The 21,673-nt window shown below is 37.7% G+C and carries 19 protein-coding genes and 1 tRNA gene; 3 read left to right on the top strand and 17 right to left on the bottom strand.

Translation table 11 applies throughout. The features are described from left to right. Positions 1-138: 138 nt before the first annotated feature. From DK846_RS07310 to DK846_RS07290, 5 genes are all read right to left on the bottom strand, one after another. On the bottom strand, positions 139-972 hold the full coding sequence (locus DK846_RS07310; RefSeq protein WP_109968263.1) for a hypothetical protein: 834 nt from the start codon (positions 970-972) through the stop codon (positions 139-141). A 142-nt stretch (positions 973-1,114) separates the two neighbouring features. Then, positions 1,115-1,948 carry a hypothetical protein gene (locus DK846_RS07305; RefSeq protein ID WP_146201172.1) on the bottom strand — a complete coding sequence of 278 codons (834 nt, stop codon included), beginning with the start codon at positions 1,946-1,948 and terminating at the stop codon, positions 1,115-1,117. A gap of 182 nt (positions 1,949-2,130) precedes the next feature. Next, the gene (locus DK846_RS07300) at positions 2,131-2,754 is read right to left on the bottom strand and encodes a hypothetical protein (RefSeq protein ID WP_109968261.1); all 624 of its coding nucleotides are present in this window, start codon (positions 2,752-2,754) and stop codon (positions 2,131-2,133) included. 90 nt (positions 2,755-2,844) lie between these two features. Continuing rightward, complete coding sequence (locus tag DK846_RS07295) at positions 2,845-5,535, bottom strand: tetratricopeptide repeat protein (protein ID WP_181391669.1); 2,691 nt, start codon at positions 5,533-5,535, stop codon at positions 2,845-2,847. A gap of 242 nt (positions 5,536-5,777) precedes the next feature. Then, the gene (locus tag DK846_RS07290) at positions 5,778-6,158 is read right to left on the bottom strand and encodes a PEGA domain-containing protein (RefSeq protein ID WP_109968259.1); all 381 of its coding nucleotides are present in this window, start codon (positions 6,156-6,158) and stop codon (positions 5,778-5,780) included. Positions 6,159-6,561: 403 nt separating this feature from the next. Between DK846_RS07290 and DK846_RS07285 the strand changes: the two genes are divergently transcribed. From DK846_RS07285 to DK846_RS07275, 3 genes are all read left to right on the top strand, one after another. Beyond that, positions 6,562-7,554: a DUF1616 domain-containing protein gene (locus DK846_RS07285; protein ID WP_109968258.1), complete on the top strand. Its 993-nt coding sequence runs from the start codon at positions 6,562-6,564 to the stop codon at positions 7,552-7,554. Positions 7,555-7,710: 156 nt separating this feature from the next. Then, complete coding sequence (locus tag DK846_RS07280) at positions 7,711-9,936, top strand: response regulator (protein WP_109968257.1); 2,226 nt, start codon at positions 7,711-7,713, stop codon at positions 9,934-9,936. After that, on the top strand, positions 9,929-10,834 hold the full coding sequence (locus tag DK846_RS07275; RefSeq protein ID WP_181391668.1) for a response regulator: 906 nt from the start codon (positions 9,929-9,931) through the stop codon (positions 10,832-10,834). Before DK846_RS07280 ends, DK846_RS07275 begins: the two co-directional genes overlap by 8 nt. A gap of 5 nt (positions 10,835-10,839) precedes the next feature. Here DK846_RS07275 and DK846_RS07270 read toward each other — a convergent pair whose 3' ends face one another. The 12 genes from DK846_RS07270 to DK846_RS07215 form a co-directional block, all read right to left on the bottom strand. Then, positions 10,840-12,705 carry a PAS domain S-box protein gene (locus DK846_RS07270; RefSeq protein WP_181391667.1) on the bottom strand — a complete coding sequence of 622 codons (1,866 nt, stop codon included), beginning with the start codon at positions 12,703-12,705 and terminating at the stop codon, positions 10,840-10,842. 141 nt (positions 12,706-12,846) lie between these two features. After that, on the bottom strand, positions 12,847-13,833 hold the full coding sequence (locus DK846_RS07265; protein WP_109968254.1) for a hypothetical protein: 987 nt from the start codon (positions 13,831-13,833) through the stop codon (positions 12,847-12,849). Between the two features lie 343 nt (positions 13,834-14,176). Then, positions 14,177-14,248: transfer RNA gene (locus DK846_RS07260), tRNA-Arg, on the bottom strand. Positions 14,249-14,300: 52 nt separating this feature from the next. After that, positions 14,301-15,098, bottom strand: coding sequence for an ATP-binding response regulator (locus DK846_RS07255; protein ID WP_109968253.1), 798 nt, complete (start codon positions 15,096-15,098; stop codon positions 14,301-14,303). A 154-nt stretch (positions 15,099-15,252) separates the two neighbouring features. Then, positions 15,253-15,951, bottom strand: a complete 699-nt coding sequence (locus DK846_RS07250) for a glycosyltransferase (RefSeq protein ID WP_109968252.1) — start codon at positions 15,949-15,951, stop codon at positions 15,253-15,255. After that, positions 15,948-16,925 (bottom strand): glycosyltransferase family 4 protein, encoded by a 978-nt coding sequence (locus tag DK846_RS07245; RefSeq protein ID WP_109968251.1) that lies wholly within the window; start codon positions 16,923-16,925, stop codon positions 15,948-15,950. The genes DK846_RS07250 and DK846_RS07245 overlap by 4 nt, the downstream gene beginning before the upstream one ends. Next, positions 16,925-18,232 carry a protoporphyrinogen/coproporphyrinogen oxidase gene (locus DK846_RS07240; protein ID WP_109968250.1) on the bottom strand — a complete coding sequence of 436 codons (1,308 nt, stop codon included), beginning with the start codon at positions 18,230-18,232 and terminating at the stop codon, positions 16,925-16,927. The genes DK846_RS07245 and DK846_RS07240 overlap by 1 nt, the downstream gene beginning before the upstream one ends. A gap of 84 nt (positions 18,233-18,316) precedes the next feature. Further along, a complete protein-coding gene (locus DK846_RS07235) occupies positions 18,317-18,844 on the bottom strand; it encodes an MBL fold metallo-hydrolase (RefSeq protein ID WP_181391666.1) in 528 nt (175 codons plus the stop codon). Positions 18,845-18,991: 147 nt separating this feature from the next. Next, positions 18,992-19,591: an MBL fold metallo-hydrolase gene (locus DK846_RS07230; RefSeq protein ID WP_109968248.1), complete on the bottom strand. Its 600-nt coding sequence runs from the start codon at positions 19,589-19,591 to the stop codon at positions 18,992-18,994. 1 nt (position 19,592) lies between these two features. Beyond that, a complete protein-coding gene (locus DK846_RS07225; protein ID WP_109968247.1) occupies positions 19,593-20,204 on the bottom strand; it encodes a CheR family methyltransferase in 612 nt (203 codons plus the stop codon). Positions 20,205-20,291: 87 nt separating this feature from the next. Continuing rightward, entirely contained in the window at positions 20,292-21,248 is a 957-nt protein-coding gene (locus DK846_RS07220) for a DNA methyltransferase (protein WP_109968246.1), read from the bottom strand. 60 nt (positions 21,249-21,308) lie between these two features. Further along, complete coding sequence (locus tag DK846_RS07215) at positions 21,309-21,671, bottom strand: response regulator (RefSeq protein WP_109968245.1); 363 nt, start codon at positions 21,669-21,671, stop codon at positions 21,309-21,311. Between the last annotated feature and the right edge of the window lie 2 nt (positions 21,672-21,673).

Raw genomic sequence — 21,673 nt, 5'->3', positions numbered from 1 at the left:
TGGCATGTCAGTTTTCAAAATTATTAAGTTTCATATATAAAAAATATTATTTTTAAAAATAATAATTGAGTATGGTATTAAGATGAAATCTGTAACTTATTGATTAGATGCACTACTGTAATACATAAAAAATTTTTATTAGATTCTAAATCCTGATTGATATGTGAATGCTTTCTGCATGTTCTTGATTCCGCTGGTAACTTCAGTTGTATCTTTCCAGGTATTCGTAGCCGCTGTTTTATTCCAGGTAACTTCATTGGAACTGTATTCACCATCACGGGCTTCCATAATGCTACCAGCAAATATTGTTTTTACAATACCATCTGCAAAACCGCTACCTGAATTTGCATCCGGGGATACTGCAAGTTGGAAATTTAACCCTGCGTTAGTAACATTTGTACTTCCAACTGATCGTATCTGACCTTTGGAAGAAACCTGAGCAGTATTAACATTAATTAAATTACTTTTTGTTGACACAATATTGCAAAATGAAGGGAGAACAAGATTGCGATCTGTAAAAACGCATCTAATATCAGAATCCAAATTAAGCGATCTCCCTGCAACAGAGAGTGTATATTCATCTTCTCCTACCATATGGGCACCAAGAGAACTAGCATAAGTGAGAACCTTAGCATTCTCTACATTATACATCCCATTACTTTTACTCTTGGAATCAAAATCAAAATTTTTATTTTCACTTAACTTTCCACCATTTGTAAGAATGCTATCAAGAAACATGGATTCTGCTACGGACTGATTTTGATATAACTGGCCTGTTGGTATAGCATAACTAGAGGAAATCTCCCATTTTAGTGAAGATTTATCTTTAATAACACCGGTTCCATCGATAAGAGTATCAATGCTAAAAATTTGGTTTTCTGGTTCTTGACCCGGAAGTCTGTCAGCAATGACAGGACCAAATATCCAAATGAACAGGACTAAAATGATAATTAAAAAGAATTTCTTTTTCATTGTGATTTCTCTGAGTTTTTTAATAATAACTATTGCGTGAAATTGGAAATATCAATATAAAAGAATTTGCCATGCAATAGAAATGTTGAAAATTTTGCTTTTATTATCGAAAATAAGTAATATTGTGTTCATGCAATATGATCTATATTCTCTTTAGGAATGGATCCATAACCGGAGTTTCATTAAGTCCTGCATAATAATATCCAAGGTGAATTGGAGATACCGGACTTTGTCTACTATCACCATCTCCAATTACGAGGTGCCTGTACAGAACCTTAGTAAATAAATTAATCTGAAACACCGGTCTGATATCTTTGGCTACCCAATGAAGAAATATTTCAGTAGTAATAGATAGTTTCGTCCTGTCACCTGACCACTCAGGTTTACTCATAATATAGTCAGCAATTTTACTGGAAGACTCCCAACATGCTGATCCACAGATATTTTTCAGATAAATTAACATCTGTGCATCTACGCGATTATTATTTTGATATTCAATCGCATCCACATATGTACTCATCTCTTTAGAAAAATCCATACCAAAATATCTGGCTATGGGTTTTTCCTCTCCTCTGTACCATTGGCTGATGTAAACCGGATGCAATATTTTTAAATAATTTTTTTCATGAAAAATGTATTCATATACCGGAAGAAAGTGTTTGAGAATTGGATCTGCTTTTATTGAGTTCTCTGCCCATTGAAAAAAAATTACTGATGTAATTGACTCTTCTGAATAATTTCCACTCCATTCCGGTCTTGTGACAATAAAGTCTGATGTGAGTTGTGATTTGGATAGACTTACGAATCCCGGATTTTGAACAAAGTAAACCAGGACCTGCCCTGAATTTTTTTTGGTAATTTGAAAATCAATATGATCAATTGTTCCTTTTAATGAAATTGGAATTTCCTGATTCCTATATTCCATTACCGGAACAGAGTTATCATTTGTCTTGTTTAGAAAAATTGGGTGATACATACTTGTATCCTTTTCTAATGGAGACAGGGGAATATCTGTTACTATTTGGAAAGTTATAAAAAATAAGAGTAATATGAATGAAATAAATATCAAGCCTGTCTTTCTATTCATATTAAAACCTGAACAATTATTATAAAAGAGATAGGACTTATTGGCAATATGCCTGAAGCCCACGATTGATGTTACAGAGTCAGGAGGAATTGATCCATCAGATTTGTCTTATCCATCCCTTCATAATTATATCCTAAATGGGTGGGGTAAATTGGACTTGGACGTTTGTCACTACTTCCGATAACGTACTGGTTATACAACTGCTCATTAACTGGATTTGTTGACAACAGAGGCCGGGCAGAATCAGCAACCCAGTGAATATAGATTTCTGCTTGTATTGAGTCTAAAGATCGATCTCCATTCCACTCTTTCCTATTGATAATGAAATCACCAATTTCTCTGGACTGATTAACTGAAGCGTCCGGGGCCGGGAGTTTAAAATAAATAAACACCTGCCCTTTCTTATCTTTTGTTGTCTGGAAATCGATATGATCTATAAGCCCGTTGATTGTTGGAGGAAGATTATCACTTGTGTATCTGATAACCGGGGTTTTACTATCAGGAGTACTTGGAATCTCAATGGTTTTCAGATTTACATAATCTGATCCTGTAATTGTTGATGATGAGGGTGATTCAACTGGTGATGGTAATTTTGAGATAATATTTCCCTGAGAAATATTGAGTTCTGCACCATAAACACAAGATGATAGTAAACCTAATACAATAATTGCTATACACACTAATTTTGTTTTCATTATATCTTACCCTTAATTCCCAAACCAGCACCAATGGTGTTTTGAAAGATGTTCATAATGACTCAACTAAATTCTCCAGAGTGAGAAAATTTAAGATCTGAATTCACTTCCAAACATTAATTGAATATCTCCAACTTTGGAATTTTTTAATCGCATGGATATTCCTTCGGTATTCCATGTATTACTTTCAACATATGTTGTAACAGATTTGAGTTTATCCAAGTCTGTCTGAGCTTGTTTTTTTGCTGCACTGCTGTATTTTCCCCTGTTTTCCTCCAAGAATTTTTTCTTTTCAACCGAAGAATTCAATGTCTCAAGAATGGCAAGCCTTTTCTCTCTCTCTGGGAGAATGAGAGAATGTTTTGAATCCTGTGGGAGAATATGTAGTATAAAGGGATCAATATTGTTCAATGATGGGTTAATCCTACCAATAATATCCGGATTATCCGGGTTCACATAGATATATGACATATTATCAATCGTATATTCTTTCATTACGGGTTTATTGACTGATTTATCAGATCGTATCCCTACAGCACAATGGTTTGTTCCCGGGTATGAGAGAAAAACAACATCATATCCTGCTTTATAGAGAAGCCCGTATAAAAATATGGCCTTATCTGGTGAACTCGCCTTTTTGTCATGAAGAACTTCAACAGGATACCTTGTATTAGGTTCATTGACCAAAGGTATCTGTTGAATAAAAGTTGTGATAAGATCGAGGTTTTCACTATCGGTAAGTTGATTTTCTACTGAACATTTTTCAAGGAGGGATGAAATATTTTCAATTGTATCAATGGTTGTGGGATCTGATAGGGCTCCTTCTAAAAGATGGATCCATTGTTCAGGATTTTTACTCGTGATATTTACATCCAGATTTTTGCAATTTTGTGCACCCAGGTATATCCTTCTATCAACGATTACTGATAGAGGATATGTAGTATCTTTGATGCGTACATTGAAATTTCGTTCAGCAAGAGCGGGAACTGCTTTTTCTTCTGGAATAATTTTTTTGTATGAATGATTTTCAATTACATTATTACTTTGATTTAGATGCGGTTCACTGGAAGTGAAACTATCAGACTTTTGCAATGTGATGAGTGAAGAGAGATATTCTCCATTAAGATCAAAAAGTTGAATTCTGTTGTTTCCTGAATCAGCGACAGAAAGTATCCCTTCCTGCGAATCAGAACGTGGTGCATAGTCAATATGTCTGGGATTTTTAAATTGACCTGGATCTGATCCCTGAGATCCCCAGGAAATTAACATGTTACCCAAGGCATCAAATTTGAATATTTTATTTGCTCCGGCGTCAAGAACATAAATATTCCCCTGTTTATCTAATGTTGCACTTGTCACCTCGGTGAAAAGATCTGATTGTTTGGGTCCACCAATAATGAGTCTGATGTTTCCGGAATAATCAGATATGATAATACTATGATTCCCCTGATCTGTTATCAGAAAAGTATTATTCTGGAGTGAAACATCAACTGGTAATACAAGCCGTACCTGATTTGGAATATCTGGTGAATCCTCACTCCTTACTTTTGGTATAACAGGCTTATTCCCAAAAAAAAGATCTATCAGATCAAATATTGCATTTTTCTGATGAGGTTGAGGTGAATCAGTGACTTGTGAAGGGATTGAAGCAGTTTCCTTTGAAAAATTACCTGATGCCGGGGTGTTTGATGTATTATATGTACTATTTTTTGTGATCTGGAACATCTTAAACTGAGCCTGTTCAAGGTTTTTCCGGACATTTGTCAGATTTGGATTTATTGAGAGACACTGACTAAATGCATCTGTTGCATCGTTATACTTTTCTAATCCCATCAATGCCTGACCTTTTCCATTCCAGGCAGAAGTATCGTTTTTATTGATTTTGATTGCCTGATCAAATGATTGCTGAGATCCCTGGTAATTATTAAGATTCAACTGGAGGTTACCTCTGTCCATCCATGCTTCGAAATAATTTGGATTATTTGCTAGTGCTTGATCAAGAGCAGTCATTGCTTCTGTGGGTCTCTTCAGGATTTGTAAACATTTTGCTTTACTCCTCCATACAGGAGCATTTGTTTCGTTCAACGCAATAGCATGATCATAGGAACTGACTGCTTCATCATATCGCTTAAGCGTCTGGAGAAGATCTCCCCGACTATTCCACGCCCATATTGATTTTGAATCGTTTTTTATAACATGATCATAAACATCTAATGCTTCGTTATACTTTTTTAGTGTTGAAAGAACCCCCGCTTTCCCGGTATAAGCAGGGCTATAACTTGAATTTAGAGCCAGCACTTGATCATATACCGCCAGAGCATCATCATATTTATTTAATTTCTGAATTGCACTGGCTTTATTAAGGTATGTTGACAATGATTTTGGATCTAGTTCGATAGCCCGATTATATAGAGGAATGGACTCATTGTATCGTTTCAAACTTTGAAGAATTCCTGCCTTATTGATATAGCCTGAAGTCAGGTTCGGATTAATTGTAATAACTTTGTTATATGCGGTAAGTGCATCCTCAAAATTGTTTATATTTTTCAGGGAGTTTCCTCTCCCATTCCATGCCTGGATATTATTGGGATCTATTGCAATGACTTTATCATATGCTGCTATAGAATCGTTAAATAACTTTAAATTTAGATAAGCATTCCCTTTTCCCATCCAGGGATCCAGATAACTCTGATTAATTAAAATTGCTTTTTCGTATAATTCAATTGCTTCTGGATATTTGCTATTTTTTGCGAGATTGTTTCCCTGGGTATAAAGGTCCACTGCCGTCTGGTTTTCAGCAAAACATGTGCCACATACCAGTGAACATGAGAAAATAATAAAAATAAAATGAAGGATTTTTTGAACTGCTATGTGGTGTGAATGTACATTACATTGAATAATATCTATTATCATTTTATTATCTTCAACAAATTCCTAATTCCGGATAAAAATATACATACTGCCTTTTTTCAAAAATATATCATATAAATTGATGATGGTTAATCAGTCAGGAGTGCTGATAGTCACTGGCGACTTAAAAATTCCCCGATATGATCAAGTGTATGGCTGGCATCCAGGGAAATTGGAACCGTTTGTCCTCTTCCTGGATTGTACGAGATCTGTTGGGAATATTCCTCATATCCCTCCATTTTTACAACTACTTCATGAGATGGAGAGGAATCCTCATTCACCTGAATCAAGGCTGGAGTGTATCCATAAGATTTACCATCAAATATGACTTCTCCAGTTTGGGGTGCTGAGTCAACTTTGAAATATCCATACCCCGGATTGGCAGCAGAAACCATGCCTCCAATGCTGCATATTATAAAAATTAGTAATAATGCAAAGACTCCAACCCGGAGTCTTTTATATTCAATAGTAAAAAATCCTGACTGAAGTGACATGTGTTATTGTCAACAAATTCTGTATATGAATATTTGCCATGCAATAGAATCTTTGGGCAATTATTTTTTTTACTAATAGGCAATATAAACCTGATAATATACATGTTTTAAAATAATTTCTGGGTTGTATATGGAAATTAATTTTTAAAAGTAATTATTTTATTACTTTTGCCTAATTAATATCTTTAGGCAATGGTACAAAACGATGGATATGATTTTATTTTCAATAATTGAGTAATTCGTAATAATACTGAATGGCCGGGATCAAGAACAGTTTGAGAGAGTTATATAATGAGAAGAAAAAGTTTTCTGGAATAATTTTGGTAAGGAATAGAGATAATAAATCCAAATTAAGATATCAGGATTAGGACGGTTTTTTAGGGTTAGACACTAATATCTGACCATGGGTATATTGCAACCCCGGGATCCCTGGTATGAGAAAATATTTGTAGCTTTTTTTGAAGAAAAAATGTTTCCTGATATCAAACTGATTCTGCTCTGGTTATTTTTCACCTGTGTAGTGATTTATCTCCCACTAATAAACACCTCACCAGTCCGGCCATTTGTTGCTCTTCCCATGATTCTTTTCATTCCCGGGTATACACTGATTGCAGCCCTGTTTCCTGATAGAAATGATATTGACATGATAGAGCGTGTTGCTCTATCATTTGGGCTTTCTATTGCAGTAGTTCCTCTGATTGGATTGGGACTCAACTACACTCCCTGGGGAATCAGACTGGATCCAATTGTTATTTCCCTTATTATTTTTACGATAGCGATGCTGTGTATTGCACAATATCGCCGTGTGTTACTGCCAGTAGAACAACGACTTACGATACCCTTCCATATTGTGATAAGGGAATTTAAGAATGAGTTCTTTTCTGCAGAATCATCAAGGCTGGATCGCATTCTCTCAATTATTCTGCTTATTGCAATAATAGGGGCAATAGGTACAACGATATATGTCATTCTAGTACCCAAAGAAGGAGAAAAATTTTCAGAATTTTTTATTCTGGGCGAGAAAAAAATGGCTGCTGATTATCCCAATGTTCTTTTTACTGGCACCGAATATCCTATGTTTATCGGGGTCGGAAATCATGAATACCGAAATGTAACCTACATGATTGAAACATATCTGGTAAATATGCAGTTTAATGATCAAACCAATACTTCAACAATTAATCGCATGGATCGTCAAAACCAGATTCCTGTATTTCTGGCTCATAATGAGACAACAATATTGCCCTATAATCTGACTACTTCACAAACAGGGTATAACAGGGTTGAATTTCTGCTCTTTAATGAGACAATCCCTTCTGACTCTGTCACCGGATTTGATCGTATCAATGCAAGTTATCGTGATCTGCATCTCTGGGTGAAAACCCAGGTTCCCTGAAAAAGGTAATAAAATTCAACCATTCAAATAAAATCTTCATTAACTAGTTTTTTTAATATTAACCATACCTTAAAAGCAGGGAAGGTCTGTTTTTTTCTTTTGCCCGGATGGTAATAAAATCATTAATATGGTTGAATCAATCACTATGATACATCTATGCTTTCGGCTTTGTATGTAGATGACGAACCAGCCTTACTGGATATTATTAAAAAAATGTTAGAACGGGCAGGTGATATTACTGTTTATCAAGCCGATTCAGCTCAAAATGCGTTGTCATTTTTAGAGAATACTGATGTCGATGTTATCATATCAGATTATGATATGCCGGAAATTAATGGTATAGACTTTCTAAAGATTATACGCAGTTCTGGTAGTGTAATTCCCTTCATTATTTTTACCGGGAAAGGACGTGAAGAGATCATCATCCAGGCCCTTGATGAAGGGGCTGACTCTTACATATCAAAAACAGACAACCCTCGCGTTTTAATCCATGAACTGAGACAAAAAATTGATAAAGTGATACGGTTAAAAGTGGCCGAAGAGAAACTGAGACGAAAAAGCAGGGAGTGGGATGGTATCTTTAATAATTCTGAAATTGCTACCCTTGTCCTTGATAGTTTAAATCAGGTAATATCTGCCAACAGGGCAGCTGCCAAACTTTTTGGGAAACCGGAAGATGAATTAGTGGGAGAAAAGTGTTTTTCTTTGTTTTATGGTATAAACTCTCCTCCATTGAAAGGGCCTTTTGCACGTTCACTTGAATCCAAAAAATTTGAATCAGAAGAAATAACCAGTGCACTTTTAAACAAGACGTTTTCAATATCCTGTACACCCGTTTTAGATGAAAAGGGAAGAATTGAAAAAATTATTCACAGGGCTACTGATATCACTCAAAAGAAAAAAGTGGAACAGGAATTACAAAAATATCGGGAAAACCTTGAAGAGCTCATTGCTGAAAGAACACATGAACTGGCCCTCGCTAAAGAACAGGCAGAATCTGCAAATAAAGCAAAAAGTACTTTTCTTTCTCATATGAGCCATGAACTCAGAACCCCATTAAACGCAATTCTTGGGTATACTCAGATCATGCAGGGGTACACAAATATTACGAAAGAGCAAAAGGAACAACTAAAAACCATAAATATGAGTGGAAAGCATCTCCTGTCATTAATAAATGATCTTCTTGATCTGAGTAAAATCGAAGCCCATGTTATACATCTTGAAGAAAAATCATTTTACCTCATGCCCCTGTTGGAAGAGGTTTATAATATAACCAAAATGCAGGCAGAAGAAAAGAACCTCAAATACATCTTTAAACCTTTATCCTTAATCCCACTCTGTGTTTCTGGTGATGAGGGAAAATTACGCCAGATTTTAATAAATGTTTTGAATAATGCCATAAAATATACCGATCATGGGACAGTATGCTTCAGGGTCAGATATAATTCACCTTCTCTTCAGGTTTTTCAATGTGAGATAATTGATACCGGACGAGGGGTGCCTGATGATAAAATTGATGACATTTTCAAACCTTTTACTCAAGTAGAAAGTCAGGGTGAGACTATTGAAGGAACCGGTCTGGGACTTGCAATTACAAAAAATCTGATTGAGTTTATGCACGGCTCAATCACGCTGAAAAGTGAACTTGGGAAAGGATCCGTTTTTACTATAACCATACCCTTACCGACGTCATATGATTTCATTCCAAATGAGAAGGTGTGTAAAAATATTATCGGATATAGGGGAGAACAGAAAAAAATCCTTATTGTTGATAACAATATTTCCAATGCATTATTTCTTACTGATCTTTTACAGCCACTCGGATTTCAGATATTGAAGGCAAAGTCAGGGGAAGAGGCCATTGAGATCGCAACAAAAGAAAAACCAGATATGATCCTTTTAGATTATGTGATGACCGGGATGAATGGCCTTGATGTAATCCATTATATCCGGGATAATAATTCGTTTGACCCGATTAAAATTATTGGAATATCCGCTTCAGTTTTAGGAAGCGAACATGAACATGATTTCAGGGTAATGTGTGATGATTTTCTGGCCAAACCCATTGAAATAGAATTGCTGTTGGATCGGATTGGAAAGCAGCTTGATATTGTATGGACTGAGTCTTCAACAGGTGATGAAATCAGTCCTTTAAATAATATTGATGTTCCTAAAAAGGGCCATCTTCCTTCAAAACAAATAATGAGTTCTATTGAACTATTAGCCAAACAAGGTAATTTTTCACGTATTAACCAAATCCTGAATAATTTAGAAACAACTAATGAAATTGATTTATCTTTTGTTCAAAAAATTCGTAAATATTGCCTGAAATTTAATGATGATGCGATTGTTTCATTCATTAGGAGTGTACAGGATGAATGATGAGAGAGATATTGATAATAAACCAACAATTTTGGTGGTAGATGACACTCCGGCATCTGTTGGTATGATTCAGGCTGCCCTGGAGCAGGAGAATTATCAGGTTTTAATTGCGACAAGTGGAGAAAAAGCGCTGGAAAGGATTAATTTCATCGAACCGGATCTGATTCTTCTCGATATAATGATGCCCGGAATTGACGGATATGAAACCTGCCTTCAACTTAAATCAAACGAAAAAACGAGAGACATCCCTATTATTTTTCTCTCAGCATTATCTGATACCTTTGATAAAGTAAAAGCATTCAGTATCGGTGCTGTTGATTACCTGACCAAACCAGTAGAACCTGAAGAACTTCTTATTCGAGTGAGAAATCATATCAGGCTGAATCAACTGGAACAGGAATTGATATTGGCAAACAGAGAACTTGATGACCGGGTAAATCAGAAAAGTTCTGCACTCATCCATGCAAATGCTATGCTGTCAGAGAAAGAAGAATTATTACGAATTGTTTATAATTTATCTCCCATTGGAATTGGGTTAATTGATCTTGATGGGCGAATAAACGATTTAAATCTTGCATTAGGGCAATTTTTTGGTTTTTCTGGTCCCTCTGATTATGCATCGTACAGTTTTTTTTTAGACTCAAATTTCAGCAATCAGATCATATCACGGATAAAAAATAGTGAAACTCTTGAGATTGAAGGATTATATGATATTGACCGAATAAAAAGAAAAAATTTGTATCGAACAAAAAAGGGAGGATCTGTATATTATCAAATGAAGATTATTCCATGTTATAATTCGAAAACGGATCAATCCTCCGGGTATATTCTTTTCTTACAGGATATAACAGAATGGAAGCAAAAAGAACGAATCATGAGAGATAAGGCAAATGAATGAATAATTTATTCTTTTTTCTGATCATGGAAATCTGTCTTATATGCTGTGATTGAACTGATATCGGTAATACCAATCCTGACATAGTGATTATTATTTGAAATTATTCTTTTAATTCGGATCACAGCATCTATTGCGTTGTCAGGCTCCAAAAAAATCATCCGGTTGAATATTCGTTCTTCATATGGTTTGATATCTGAAATGATGGAGGAAAAAAAATCCAGAATCTTCTCACTATTATCAAGATTTATTCTCGAAAGTTTTTCAGAAATTGTTTTTTCCAAACTATTTTTATTAAGAGTAAAAAAAGCATTTGCTCTTAAATTTGAATCCAAATACTTTGCACTGTCTATTTGATATAAAAGAACCATTTCAATCGAGTCATCAATAAATAATTTGAAATGATCATTGCAATTTTTTAATGTTTTTTCAACTCTCTTTTTGTCTTCGATTTCTTTTTGAAGCCGTTTAGTTCGTTCGTCGATTATTTGCTCCAGATGTTTTCGATAAAGATATAAATCAGTCTCAATTTTTTTGCGATCAGTTATATCCCTGGCTATACAACAAAAAACATCTTTTCCACGGTCAACGATTTTATTTATAGTAATCTCAATAGGAATTTTTTCTTTGTCTGATCGTTTAATCGACCCTTTTATAGTAGGGATTCCTAAATTTACAATTTCATGCAGAGAAAACGAAAATGGATTTTGAATTCCGGATGACGAGTCATTGCTTATAATACTGCGAATATTTATGACTTCATTTTCGGACAGTGGAAGAATTTCTTGTGCTTTAGTGTTCATATATTCAATATCTCCATCTGAATTTAAAAGAAAGATATAATCCTTAGCACTGTCCATAACAAATTTAGTAACTGTAAGTTCACGCTCAACAGTCTCCCTCCGATAAATTTCGTGTAGTAATTCACTGTTGAGTTCTCGAAGTTCAGTTGTCCTTTCTTTGATTAATGATTCAAAATGTTCCTGTAAGTGTTGGTATTCTAATTCTGATCTTTTTAATTCTGTAATATCTAATCCAACAGCTGAATATTCATACGGGGAATTCGATTTGTCATCAAATACTCCCTGAACTTTCCATCTTTCCCATGAATAATCACCATTTGCAATCAGTCTTTTCACATCAAGAGAGATTGTTGGTTTTTCCTTTGTAATGGATGATAACTGAGTTATAGCGTAGTCAAAAGAGTCTTTTGGAAATGAGGGAATAAATTGAGATCCAATAAGGGCCTGCTCCTGTATTCCTGTGTGTTGAGTGAAGGTGCTGTTTGAGGTAGTGATAGTATTATCTATGTCAAAACGGACCACATATTGTATTTGACTATCTAATAACTCCTGATATGCCGATCTGATCTGTTTTAATATATTTAAATTCTGTTCACTCTCTGATATGTCTTCAATTATCACTCCTGATCCAGGTCGTCCATTATCAAGGACGATGGGGATGATAGTTAATTGATAACAATATGGAAATGGCTTGTTAATAATTTCCAATTTGTATGTGGATTTTTTTCCTTTAATAGCAATATTAAGGTATTTTTTAGTTTCATCTGTAATAAACAGCCTGTCAAGTTCTTTTTGGCTAGTGACATTGTCAATGATGAAATTTTCACTGTGATATAATTCCGGGATATTATTACCTGCTTCTAGTATGGAAAAATATTTATCAATGATCAAATAGGGATGTGTTGTGAGAATTTTCAAAAATGAGGCTGGAATTCTCTGACTTAACTGAATATACTTTTTTGTTCCTATTCGTGAAACTTCGATTTTTCCTTGTCCTTCTAAGACTTTTATATACTTAGCAAGAACATTTCGGTGAACACCCGTTAGTTCTGCGATTTCAACAATACTCATGCTTTTCTTCTGAATAGTAAGCACATTCAGAATGAGCGAGGTTATCTCTCCTGATCGTTCCATTATTTAAATAATCCGGATATCAGATGGAATACTGTACATCATAATCTATCTCAATGGATGAATGGATTGACTTTTATCTTACTGATTCATAAGTGCATTAATATTCATCTTTATTGGGTATTTTTTACCTGCATATGTCAGGAAGGCATCTGTGGATTCGATTGTAATTTCTCCGGTGTTTGGTGAAATTGATCCTTTTACTGTTCCAGGAATAGAAAATTTCCATCCATCATCACTTACAGTATTGTATGCCACTGTTCCGGATACCTGTATGTCAGACATTTTTTTTGGCCTGGAAAAAACCCCATCAGAACTCATAAACAGCCAATATCCCTTACCTGGTTGGATTAAAAATTGTTCCGTGTTTGGATCAGATTTCCATCCTCTGATTAATGGTGAGTCAGTAGTTTGAGTCAGGGAATTGAATGCAACAAAAAAAACCCAATTGTCTTTTACTGATGAGAGGAATTCACTTATTGGCACTGCTGTAGTTGTACTGGAACCGATTGCATTCCACCCTTTTTTCAAATAAATTCCATCAGGATAAGGTGAATTTTTTGTATCATATTCCAGAGGTACTGATATTTGACTTACAGAATAAATCCAGATTCCAATTAATGGTTGAAATATATCCGAACTATTTAGTTTAGTCCATCCCCCAACAGGGTCAAATCCATATAGTGAGTGACCTCTGGTGTTGATATCCTTAAGAATATTTAATGTATTTTTTCCAGATTTTAAGGGAACCGGTGTTGAGATAAAATTCCATCCGGGATTTAAAAGAATACTAACATCTGACGAAGAAAAATTAGGAGCAGGTGCTGTGTTTATTATTGGGGCACTAATTGTGGGCGTCGTCGAAATGATAGTTGTCTGAATACCTGTTGTTTTTAAGATTGGGGTGCCGATTGGAGAAGATTGGGTTAGCGGGTTGTTATATTGGAAAATTTCATGTGGATTTGAAGTATTCTGTATTGACTCAGCAATTACGCCCTGAAAAATGAAAAGAAAAATGATAATGAAAATTATCTCCAGGCGATGAAAAACCAGGCAAAAATGGGCCATATTCATTTCCTATTTAAAATAATAATAACTTATATATATAGTTCTCTCTGTCAATAATTACCGCTTCAATTTATCTGTAATTCAGTAATAAGCAGAAAATAGTTGATAGGATTATGCCTTCATTGTTTCAACAAAAAAAATTATTATCTGTGTCTGAAAAAAATGGTTAAAATAAGCACTTTAAGCCTCTTAATATAAATTCCCGTTTCGTGTTTTTTATTATAAAACGCAATCTTGAATTTGATAATATTAATTGCAAAACGATGTTATATTATCAAAATACCTGCTAGTGAAGACAAAAGTGAAGGATTAAAACCGGAAAAAAAATCTTGAAAAATTTTAGCGCCCCGGCCGGGACTTGAACCCGGGTCAAAAGCTCCGCAGGCTTCTAGGATATCCACTACCCTACCGGGACTGAGGTGCTTATACAAGTGAGTCGTAAGGAGGTATAAACCATCCGGTCTGGATCAAACTTCATTCTTCATCTTCATATGCATTCTGACCATCACTCCAATCGTTTCGTTTGCTGCATCCCTGATTGAAGATGATTGAATTACAACATGTCTAAAGGTCCCATCCTTCATCTTGACCGCGATATGTTGTTTTATTCCAAGAACCAGACTCTCTCTGATAACATCCTGATATGTATCGGTAAAAACAGTATTCTGTCTGGTATCGTAGAATGTCAGGTATTTGCCAATTGGATCATTGATTACATTATTTCGTGAAACATTGAGGATGTGCTCTCCATAAGGGTTGATAAAGAGGATTCTTCCTCTGTTATCAAGGATGAAATACGCATCCAGTTCAGAGAGCGCAGCTCGTGCCACCCTGCGGATCTTACTGAACTGGAAGTCCTTGGATTTCTTGAGCAGTCGATCATTATGGAGAGCTATCTCGATGTTGGAGTAGAGGTCCTTTCCGCTGAATGGTTTGATGATAAAACTTGCCGGCTCGGCATTGGCTGCCCGGTTTAATGTCTTCTCATCATCCTGTGCTGATAGAAAGATTACTGGAATTCTAAATATCGATGTAATGTATTTTGTTGCAGTGATCCCGTCAATTTTTCCAGCGAGATTGATATCCATCAAAACGATATCTGGCAGATGCTCGGCAACCTTATAAAGTGCTTCTTCTCCGGTGGTAACCCGTGCGGTAACCATGTACTCACGTTGAAGGAGAAATTTCTCGATCAACGATGAGATGATCTCATCATCTTCGACGATGAGTACCTCGGTGAGTGCTTCTTTTTGGTGGTCAAACATTACCTGTACCTGCCTGTTAACGTGCGGGATAGTTTCAAACTATTATAGGATTGTCTATTCATGTTTAAGAACCATTCCAGCCTGATGAAGACTCATGCTAATTATGAGAGAAAAAAGCATCTTTTCATAATAGTTGCCTTTGAAAAATGATTTTTTACCGGTATTCACGCCTGGTATACGAGTACTTATCTGCGTCTCCTCCGTGAAAGACTATGTAGAACCACTCATACACTGATTTCAGAGCACCGAACTGATCATATCGCCGCATGGAGAAGCCGACCCAGAGTTTACGATCAAACCAGATTTTTCCTTCTCGCTTCATCCGGTGAGCGATCTCCAGATCATCTCCTGCATCAGAAACACGGTACATTCCTGCCTTCATAAAAGCTTCCCGTCTAAATGCACTATTGCAGCCCAGGGTAAAGAGAACTGTTCCAGTCAGATAGCCGATTCCTGCAAAGGTGTTTGCAAGAAAGAGATAAAGACGGTTCTTTATGGTATTCTCTATAGGCCTGACAGGACCATAGATCATTACAACCCTTGAATCTTCAAAGCCCTTTTCAATCCGTTCGAGCCAATCAGGAGGCAGATATGTGTCAGCGTCAGTAGTTACCAGTATCTCTCCTTTTGCCTGGAGTGCTCCGTCATTGCGTGCCCCCCCGACTTTTGGACTGGTCTGGATGAATACAGTGTCAGCATACTTTTCTGCAATCTCACGGGTTTTATCTTTTGATCCACCATCAACTACAATTATCTCGTAGTGATCCCTGGATAGAGTCTGTTTAGTTAGCGAAGAAAGGCATCCTTCTATACGTTCTTCTTCGTTAAATGAAGGAACAATTACTGATATCATGTATTGAAAATCTCCTGGTAGAGTTTGATATGTGCAGTACAAACATCTTTAATGTCATAATGTGCTGAAGCATCCCGTGCCTGAATTGCACATGCCCTCAGCGTTGTCTCATCCGTTATCTCGCGTCCTGCATCTTCAATTGTTGAAAAATATCGTACGGTATCTCCGTATACTTCATGAAACTCAGGAATATTTCTTGCTAGAACCGGGAGTCCACATGCCTGTGCCTCAAGAACGGCCAATCCGAAGGTCTCGGCAAATGTGGGCATAAAAAAGATATCAGCTGCACAGTATGCTTCTGCAATATCGCGGACAAACCCGGTGAAGATAACGTTATTGGTACGTTTCTGAATGAGCCATTTAATTTTCAGATAATCTTTTGAGGCTATCCCGTATGGAAAACCTCCCACCCAGACAAATCTGATATCTGGGTACCTGGATGCAAGTTCAATGAAATCATAGAATCCTTTCCGTGGACTTACCTGTGCCACGGTCAGGATCATTTGTTCATCCTCACTTATCCCATACATCTCCCTGAATGAAATCCGCTTTTCTGGTGATGGGTGAAAATAACTCCTGTTAATCCCATTCGGTATCCTTGTAACCGGAACATCCGGCACCATCTCCTTAACCTCCTGTTCACAGGATTCGGATATTGTTACAATATGATCAAATTTGCGATAGATCTCGGGATATCGTTTGTTGATCGCTTTGGTAAGGGCAAGATTGCCAATATTGACTCTCGGAGTTGAATGGGCAGTAAGGATTCTTTTTCCGCCCGATAATCTCCGGTTGAGAAGAGCAATTGGGCCGAAGGTGTGGTAGTGTGATATGTCAGCATTGTACCTGAACCTCTCCCATGTGAGATCCAAATCAGATTCCTGTTTCAGAGTTTTATACAACGTACGAGCAACAGTAGAACACCCGATGTACTTAAAAAGCAGCATGTCTTCAACGACAAAGTTGACATCCATTACGAGCCTCTTACAAAATCCATGACCGATCTGATGACCCCATCCATGTTGAGGTACTCAAATTGAGAAAACCGTCCCACAAGAGAGATATCAACTGATGCAAAGTGATCTTTTATTATCTTCATATTCTGCTGCCACGCAAGGTCATATACGACATACGCAAATCGATGGCGAACTGCAAGTGCAGATCTTACCTGGTCAGGATCAAGAATTTTTGCAGTTCCCAAAGCATTGATGGTATCCCTTACTATCTCTGCATCACTCATCTGATCTATCCTGTCACCGGCGTTGTATGTTATCTCAGCAAGAATCGATGAACAACCATCAGGAGCAACCTCTGTTGAGAAGTTTGAAGGGAATGAGATCCTGTTAGCTGCAGTTCCTTCTTTTTCTGGAAGATACATCCAGGAGAAAGGGAGTGTCTGTCCGTTAAGTCCGATCCCAACACAGACAATCGAGTTATATTTGAGGGCGTTGATGGCAGTTCTAACTGGATCTGGTAAAGAACTGAAACATGACTGTAGAATCTGGAGAGGAAGAGTGCTGATCAATTTATCTGCCCTGATAATTTCTGTCCCATTACTGACTTCCCATCCATTTTCAGTTTTTTGAATAGAGGTTACATCAAAACCGGTCTTTATCCGGTTTGTAACTGGGTGTGCAATCGCCTCAATGAGTGCCTCTATTCCACCTGTTATCGGGTATGAAAAGATTGATTGATGAGCATAACCTTCGGTTTCCACCCCCACTGCTGCCTTGATTATATCTTCAACCGGTGGGCGGGGAACACGGCCTTCAACCCAGTGTGCAGAGATCTGATCAAGTGGGTAGTTCCAAATCTTCTCATTATATGGGACCAGGTATGCCTCAGCGATACCTTTTCCAAAAGTATGGTATATCCAGTCTCTGAAATTTTCAGGATCTTTGAGTTCACCTTTTTCATGGGCGATAAGTGTTTTTATGTACTCATTCAGGCAGGTAAAACAGTCCTCTTTAGGAAGTTCATACAGTCCGTTTTCGAAGGGATATTTGATAAAACGATTTTTATAAAATATTTTCGTGTCTCTCTTTCTCTCACCCCGGTTCTCTTCGAGAACCTGATGCATAAATGAAAGAACCTCCTGATCCCTGGAGAAGATGATATGAGAACCGCCAATATCAAATGTGAAGCCATCAGTCGTGATTGATTTACATAGACCCCCAATACTGGAGTCCTTTTCTAAAACCAGAACCTCTTCACCCTGTTTTGATAGGAGGTGGGCCAGGGTTACCCCTGCAAGTCCACCTCCAATGATTACCGTCTTCACCTCTTATGAATGGGAGGTTTAGAAATAAAGTGATACCTTACAGAAAACCAATTCAGGAATGATTTCTCATAGATAAAAAACAGATCACAGAACTCTGCTTTTTCGAAGGTTTCGAAGTGACTGTTCCAGTATTCTGTTACAATCTTTGGTTATAACTTCTCCATGTCCCGGGTATATTGTATGCACCGGGAGTTCGACAAGTTTTTCAAATGCTTCAACAAAGGGGCGTTCATAAGTTCCTTCAGTCCCCCAGATCGTCAGCGGCGTATCTCCTGAGAAGAGCAACTGATTTTCCCTGCAGTAGATACAAATAGAATCCGTACTATGGCCGGGAACATGGATAAGATCAAAATTTTTCCCATTAACCTGCACTGTCTCTCCGCCTTTTACTACATTATCAATTCCGTGCAGGTATGCAGAATATGCGTAGGTTTTTACCGGCCAGATTGACTTTATATCCTTGAGAATTTTGGTATGATCATAATGGCTGTGTGTCAGGATAACCTGGCATACGGGTTGACTCCGATTCTCAGATTCGATCTGTTTCAATATTGATAGTATTTGAGGGTCGCAACCAGTGTCAATGAGAAGGCCGCATTTCTGGTTATCCATCTCTGAGTTACCCTCTCCGGGAAAAGAGGGCAAACACAGGTACGCATTTGAGGTGTAAATCTCAGATCCCGCAGTTAGGTTTCTCACCTTCATGACCCTGTTTCTCCTAATTCCTGCTGATAGGCAAAATTATCAGTCATGGCATCCTCAAACAAATTTGCTCCTCTTCAGGTTACGAAGCGACTCTTCAAGCATGTGCCCTACTCCTTCACGGATGGGATCTCCGTGGCCCGGATAGATCTCTTTCACATTATAAGAGCATATTCGCTCAAAAACAGGAAGAAATGCCGGGTTATATATGCCATCATTCGTGTAGATTCTTATTGGAATATCTCCGGAAAAGAGAACTCCTTCGTCATGGCTGAAGTAACAGACTGAATCCTCACTATGGGTTTCTCCCCAGATGACTTCGCAATCTTGATCCCCTATATGGATCATCTGTTTGTCATGCAATGGAATAGTCCTCTGGACTCGGCTTTCGGGGTGGGCAAAAACCGGAACCGGGTACCTGTCAAGGATCTCATGAAGGAGTCCGGCATGATCAAAGTGTGAATGTGTAAGGAAGATCTGCTCGATTGGTTTCTTTCCGATACCTGTCCTGATATTTCCCAGTTCGCCAAGTATACTCACATCACGGCCCACATCAATAAGGCTGGCTTGATCATTCAAATGGAGATACTCGCTACTTATGTGGTAGACATTTGAAGTGTATTCAGTGCTATGTCCGGTCAGGTTTCGGATATGCATGTTATTTTCCGATCTTTCGAAATATCTGTGCGTTCATGACCATCAATTCAAACTTTCCGTTCAATTCGTCTGGTAACTTCTGAGTATGTTCATGGAGCATAAAACCCCCTTCTTCTAGAGTATTCCAGAACATCATCCAGACTTTTATTCTCTCTTCAGCTGAGAAGTGAAGGAGGACATTTTTACAGATGATCATGTGAATACCTGATCGAATTGGCTCAAATGAGAGGAGATCATGTCTATGAAACTCCACTGAATGTCTTATCTCCTCTAGAATGATACGTTGCGAAGGATCTTCATCGGCTGGAGTGAAGTATCTTGCCAGGATATCTTCCGGTATCCTCTCCAGATCTTTTAATGGGTATTTTCCCTCGTTAATGATCTTCCCATAGTTTCCATACTGATCCAGATCTGTGGCGTAGATTTTGACATTTCGAAATAGGTATGGTCCAATTATTTCACGGAGGATGATTGCAAATGTGTAGGGCTCCTGTCCCATTGCACATCCTGCGCTCCAGATGGTAATTCTCGTTCTGCTTTGGATATAGGGATGAAATTGTTCTATTGCTAGACGAAGGGTCTGTGCATCCCTGAAAAAGAATGTAAATGCCATGTATTTTCTACGTTATTTGTCTGGTTATAGTCCAAAACTATCCTCAATTCTCTTTTTTATTTTTTTTAAGATGTGTGACTGATCCTTTCAGTGTGTTATTACAAGAATCCGTCTGGTGAGACTCCGGTGTACCCGTTGTTCAAAAAATTCACAGATGGTAAAGTATTCTGATACAAGTGATCTGATATCTCGATGTGTCACGATTACTGATCGTAAACCTGGTTTTGTAATCCTGCGGATCTCTCCAAGGGCACTTTGGTATAGATCGTCAAGTTCTGATCCGATAATAAATACTGATTGTCCGTAGGGAAGATCTGATACAACATGATCTATTGAGTTATCAGGGAATGGGAGGTATCTGACATCAGCAATGGCGGCTTTTGACCCAGGAAGATTAAGGCGGGTTCCCTCAATCATGAGAGGATCTGCATCAGTACCCACTGCTTTACATCCAATGAGTTCTGCTTCAATCTGAGTGCCTCCTGTTCCACAAAAGGGATCCAACACCGTTTCTCCAGGCATGGCATGAGCAAGATTCACAAGGGATCGGATCATTCGGGGCATCATAACACCGGGATGGAAAAATTCCCTGTTACCTGGTTTTCGTTCATGATATGGGCCACGATCAATTTCCCAGAGAACTTCACCAAAATAGATACGGTCACCTGAAGCAATAGCACGATAGATCCTTTTCGGTGCTGATACTGATACAGGGCCTTCTATGTATGTTCCGATAAGTCGTTCCATCTGTGTGGTTGAGAGGCTCATTTGCGATCCATCCATCTTTTTTACTCTGCCGCAATATGGTAGATCCGAGGTAAGGGAAAGTTCTGAAAGCATCTTAATTAAAGCCTCTTCATCAGCAGAACATTCTCCCTGGTACCGCATTACCCGGTGAGTGTAGGCGAGCCTTTGGACTAATTTCGGGTCTGATATTTCAGCAACCGCTACCTGTACCCGATGATCAGTCACTCTACCGATACAAGAGATTTCAACCCTGGGAATATCTGGATGTTCGCCCCAAAGCTCAAAGATCAGTTTCACTGTCTAGTGTTAACCGGGAATGCATAAAAGATGTGGATTTATCAGAAGAGAAGTGTTTTTTTATGAAGATAAAGCTGTGTTGATCTTTTCATTCAGGCTTTCTTGTGTAAAAGGCTTGACAATATACCCTTGAGCACCTGAAGAGAGTGCTTCCTGAACATGGTGAGACTGCTCAGAAGCTGTACACATGATAACCCTGGCATTACTGTCCAGTTCCTTTATCCTTTTTAGAACTGCAAGCCCGTCCATATCAGGCATCAGGATATCCAGAATAACAAGGTCTGGAGAAAGACGTACAAAAAGATCGATCGCTTGTTCTCCAGTCTCAGCTTCACCAACGATCTTATGTCCTCCCTTTTTTGCCATGATGCCGATGAGTCTTCGCATATATGATGCATCATCAACAAGAAGGAGAGTTCCCATGA

This window comes from Methanospirillum lacunae, from assembly GCF_003173355.1.
Classification (GTDB): Archaea; Halobacteriota; Methanomicrobia; order Methanomicrobiales; family Methanospirillaceae; genus Methanospirillum; species Methanospirillum lacunae.
This window is presented reverse-complemented; position numbering and strand designations above follow the sequence as displayed.